Below are 4,086 nucleotides of genomic sequence, written 5' to 3' on the forward strand. Positions count from 1 at the left end.
AGAATGACTCGTCTTTTTTGTATGCTTTCATACCTCTATCAATTGCATTTTTAACCCCTTCTAAATAAGAAAATCCATATTTTTTATCTGGCTCTAAGTAAGTTCCTTCCGCCCACTCGTTCCATGCGTTAATAAATAAAAACTCGCTGTTATAAAAAGAGTAAGTCCGATGAATTTGCTTGCTTAAATATATGGTGAACTTTTCAGGGGTAGAACCTACAAAGATGCTGCTATTCGCGTTTTTACGTCGTGCAGTATTATCCCAATCAACAAAAGCACCAGGAAATGTTTTTTTCTTTGGGAGCGATCGTTGTAATATATACATCCATACTTTATCGTAGTCCCAAACGTTTAATTGCATATCAGAATCATATATTACCTTATTTATGTCTGAAGAGCTATCATGGGCAATTGTATAGAAAGGTTCAAACTGAATGCTAGCATCGAATCCATTTATATTAGGTAGTGGAAAACTGTTTAATGTTTCAGCAAAGTATATACCTTTTAAACCATTTTCTCGCGCTAATGCATTCCAGTAATTAAGCATTTTTTCACAATCAGGAATATGTCCTGGACGATAAATAATGAATAGAGGTTTATCATCTATATAAATATATCTCTCATCTTGGAAAGCCTGTAATAAATAATCAAAGTGTTCCTTCCAATCAGATATATCTCCGTAGTCTTGAGGCATTAATATATGTTTATCGAGACCATCCCAAGATTTTGTCCATGGTTCATTTGCCCAAGAAAGACAAAAAGGGAAGTCAGGTTCTTTCATCTTTAGTACCTCATTAAAGGGTGTTTCTAATAGTCTTTTTCCTTTAAACCAGTAATGATAATAACAAAAACCATATATACCGTATGCTTTAGCGATTTTTGCTTGCCACTTTCTTACGGAGGGGGTAGTTAAGTCGTAATAAAAATCTTGATAAGGTTCCCTAGGTTGATAATGTCCTGAAAATAAAGGTCGTGCACTTTTAGTATTTGTCCATTCAGTAAATCCTTTCCCCCACCATCGATCATTTTCTTTAATTTGATGGAATTGTGGTAAGTAAAAAGCGATTATTTTCAAGTTATATCCCCCTCGTGTTTTTCGTAGTTCAAGTGTTGGGAAGTTATTCTTGATTTGGTGAAGCAATTTTAAAATAAGAGATATGTTATCTGTTTACTGTTTTTTTTATGGTATGTATTGGATTTTTTAAGCTTACTTAATAAGAGAGTATTAGGTAATTTGATATATATCTGAAATAGAAAGTACTTTTCGTCATGAAATTTATTACGTTGAATGAAAGGAATTAAATTTTTTGAAGGACAAAGAGGGCCTGTGGTAATCGATTTACATCATCAAAAAAGTCTTGTAGCTTTAAATATTTCTCATAATGATTTTCAATATAAGTCCTAGGTATAACGGTTTCTCCGTAAAAACTACTATTTCTAGCATCCCCTGCACCAGTAGGGCTATGAACAAATTTGCCGTTTTCATAATCCGAGATGGCGCGATGTATATCTGGAAAAGCTTGAGATAAAGTTTTATGCCATCCTGTTTGAATTAATTCAGGATGTTCTTGGAATTGTTGACAAAAATCAAGAAAATAGCGCGCTTGTGTTGTTGCGATGAAGATTCCACCAGGGCGAAGAACTCTTGAAAATTCTTTTACCCAATTTTCGGCAGTTGCTTCGGATAAATGTGAGAATACAGAATAAGCGAATATGATATCTAATGAATTGTCGCTAATAAAATCTACAGGGGGATGTGGGCTTGCTGTTTTATATATCCCTCTTCCTAGTGTTTCATTACAAAGTGTGATCATCGCAGGATCGACATCAATGCCAAGTAAATTTTGATCAGAGGCATCTTTAAATAAGAAGCGTATAATTCTTCCCCATCCGCATCCGAAGTCTAAAACTTTACTTTCTTTATTCAAGGGAACTCCTAAATTTTGGGCGTATTCTTTTATATGGCTATAAAACAAATATGCTTCGTAAAGAGCATGTTCATAGGAAGCACCTACAAATTGTTTTTGAATTTCTTCAGGAGGAAACATAGGTACGGGAACCCCATTTATCGTTGTTTGTGAACAACTTTGTATAAATAAATTTAGAAGTTCGGCATCAGATAGTGAATTAACAAGATGATCAAAATCACTTCCTAACTTAAAGTTATTCATTTGTTAAACCTCCGAATTATATAGTGATTAAACTTTATTTTCTTGCTTTTTACTAATGAAAACATGTAAAAATTCAGCATCTAACCCTAGTGATCTATCCTTTTGTAAAAAAACAATTGTATACATGTTTGCATGTGTATAAATATATTCAATCATATTCTGCCCCCAATCGAACGTTACTAAAGATCCATTCTCATCAATAGGGTTTCCATGATAAATGGGCTCTTCAATATATTCAATCACCTCTTTATTCATTCTTGCTCTTTGCACAGTTTTTGTGAGTGTATGATACCAAGGGACAGTAAATACATGAGCACCGCCAGGTTTTAATACTCGTTCTATTTCTTTAAAGGCTTTGTTTGGCGTCATTACATGCTCAAAAACGTCTTGAGTAATGAATAAATCAAAAGATTCATTTTCAAAAGTCATGTCTTCTAAGTTCTCACATCTAATACCTTGAAAGTATTGGCCAAGAGGATAATTTCTAAAGTATTGAGAATAAGTATAGTTTTTACAGTTTTTTAATAGTAGCTGAGTCGTAATTCCTCCAGGAGAGGATTCGTGAATATTATAGGAATCCCATTTTGGAAAAAATGTATGTAAAGCATGGATTAAAGCTCGCTGCCTTGGTATAGAGTTACATGTAGAACATAAATAATGATCTCTAAGCCAATCATTATGCTCTATAAATGTAGCTTTCTTTTCGCAAATAACGCAGTACCCATTATTGTGTTTCAAATTGATTTCCACACGATATCCCTCCTATGTTAATAAATGCAATCTATGTATGGAAAGTATGATACACGTCAACAATCGGCGAAATTAAAGGAAATGGGTGAAAGTTAGGTATCTCTTAAAATTACGATTAGGAGAAGGGAATAATTAGTTGGAGAGAACTCCCACTCGAATTAAAGTTTCACTTTATGCTATGCGATGTATCAGCTTTTATTCGTGGAAAAATGTATAGACTTAAAATATCCCTTTCGTGTATGGGTACATTTCAAAATCCTGTGCGTATATTTCTGTAACTAAATCCATAGTTTCTTTATCATAAAAGCTTTCGTATGTTGGAAATCGGGGAAAGCCTGGATCTGTAATGCTAAGTTCTGCATAGCTTCCTGCATAAATCATCTTGTGAGCACGATGATGATCTGAATTTGTAAAAAGTGCTAAAGGGGATTTCATCAAATCGTACATGTGTTCCATCTTGGTAATTTGTGTATTAAAATCTTCTAAAGGGATATAGCATTGAATGAAATTTTCTTCACCAGGGACGTATTGTTGACTAAAATGTATATCTAATGCTAGGGAATTGGAATCGAATGCCTGAACGTAATATAAAAATTGTTTAAATGATATTCCTTGATTACTATATTTATCATTATAAAAATAATGACGGATGCTTTCCCATTGTGGGCTAGCATATGGATTGTCAGCAAGTAATAAAAATGAGCTGACAGCTCTTGTATAAGGATTTCGTACAAGTTTACAAACATTTTTTTTAGCCTCTAGAAGACTATTTTGTAATTGTTGAATGTAATTTGTACTGTTTTTATACACCCAGAACTCATAGTAATGAATAAAGTCATTGTATTTCTTTGCTTCAGTAAATAATCCAATTTGAAAAAAGAACCAATTAGCTAATGAGGTGCATCCGCTTCTATGACTCCAAAATAGTATAAGGGGAAAGTCTTTATGGTAATGCGGAATTCGATCTTTATGTAGGATTACATGATTTAAAAGTTCTTGATTTATATTTTTCATGAGTTTAGCGCTCCTTTTTTGAGAACTTTGTGTATGTAGAAGCTTTTTTATGGGGTAAACAAGTGAGGATTGTTTATTAAATATATTCATGGGGATGAGTAAATATTATGAGTGTTTTTGCAGTCAACCTGAATAAGGAAGCTATTCTAAA

4 protein-coding genes are annotated in these 4,086 nt (G+C 33.2%); all 4 read right to left on the reverse strand.

All coding sequences use genetic code 11. The features are described 5' to 3' along the window. Positions 1-1,075, reverse strand: a 1,075-nt coding sequence (locus tag ABWK52_RS27075; RefSeq protein WP_000690999.1) for a glycosyltransferase WbsX family protein, incomplete at its 3' end; no start/stop codon positions are given. A 223-nt stretch (positions 1,076-1,298) separates the two neighbouring features. Then, positions 1,299-2,171 carry a class I SAM-dependent methyltransferase gene (locus tag ABWK52_RS27080; protein WP_001058693.1) on the reverse strand — a complete coding sequence of 291 codons (873 nt, stop codon included), beginning with the start codon at positions 2,169-2,171 and terminating at the stop codon, positions 1,299-1,301. Positions 2,172-2,198: 27 nt separating this feature from the next. After that, complete coding sequence (locus ABWK52_RS27085; protein WP_098542422.1) at positions 2,199-2,921, reverse strand: class I SAM-dependent methyltransferase; 723 nt, start codon at positions 2,919-2,921, stop codon at positions 2,199-2,201. 219 nt (positions 2,922-3,140) lie between these two features. Continuing rightward, positions 3,141-3,935: a sulfotransferase family 2 domain-containing protein gene (locus tag ABWK52_RS27090; RefSeq protein WP_000790055.1), complete on the reverse strand. Its 795-nt coding sequence runs from the start codon at positions 3,933-3,935 to the stop codon at positions 3,141-3,143. Between the last annotated feature and the right edge of the window lie 151 nt (positions 3,936-4,086).

Source organism: Bacillus sp. AP50 (genome assembly GCF_040492675.1).
GTDB classification, from domain to species: Bacteria; Bacillota; Bacilli; order Bacillales; family Bacillaceae_G; genus Bacillus_A; species Bacillus_A cereus.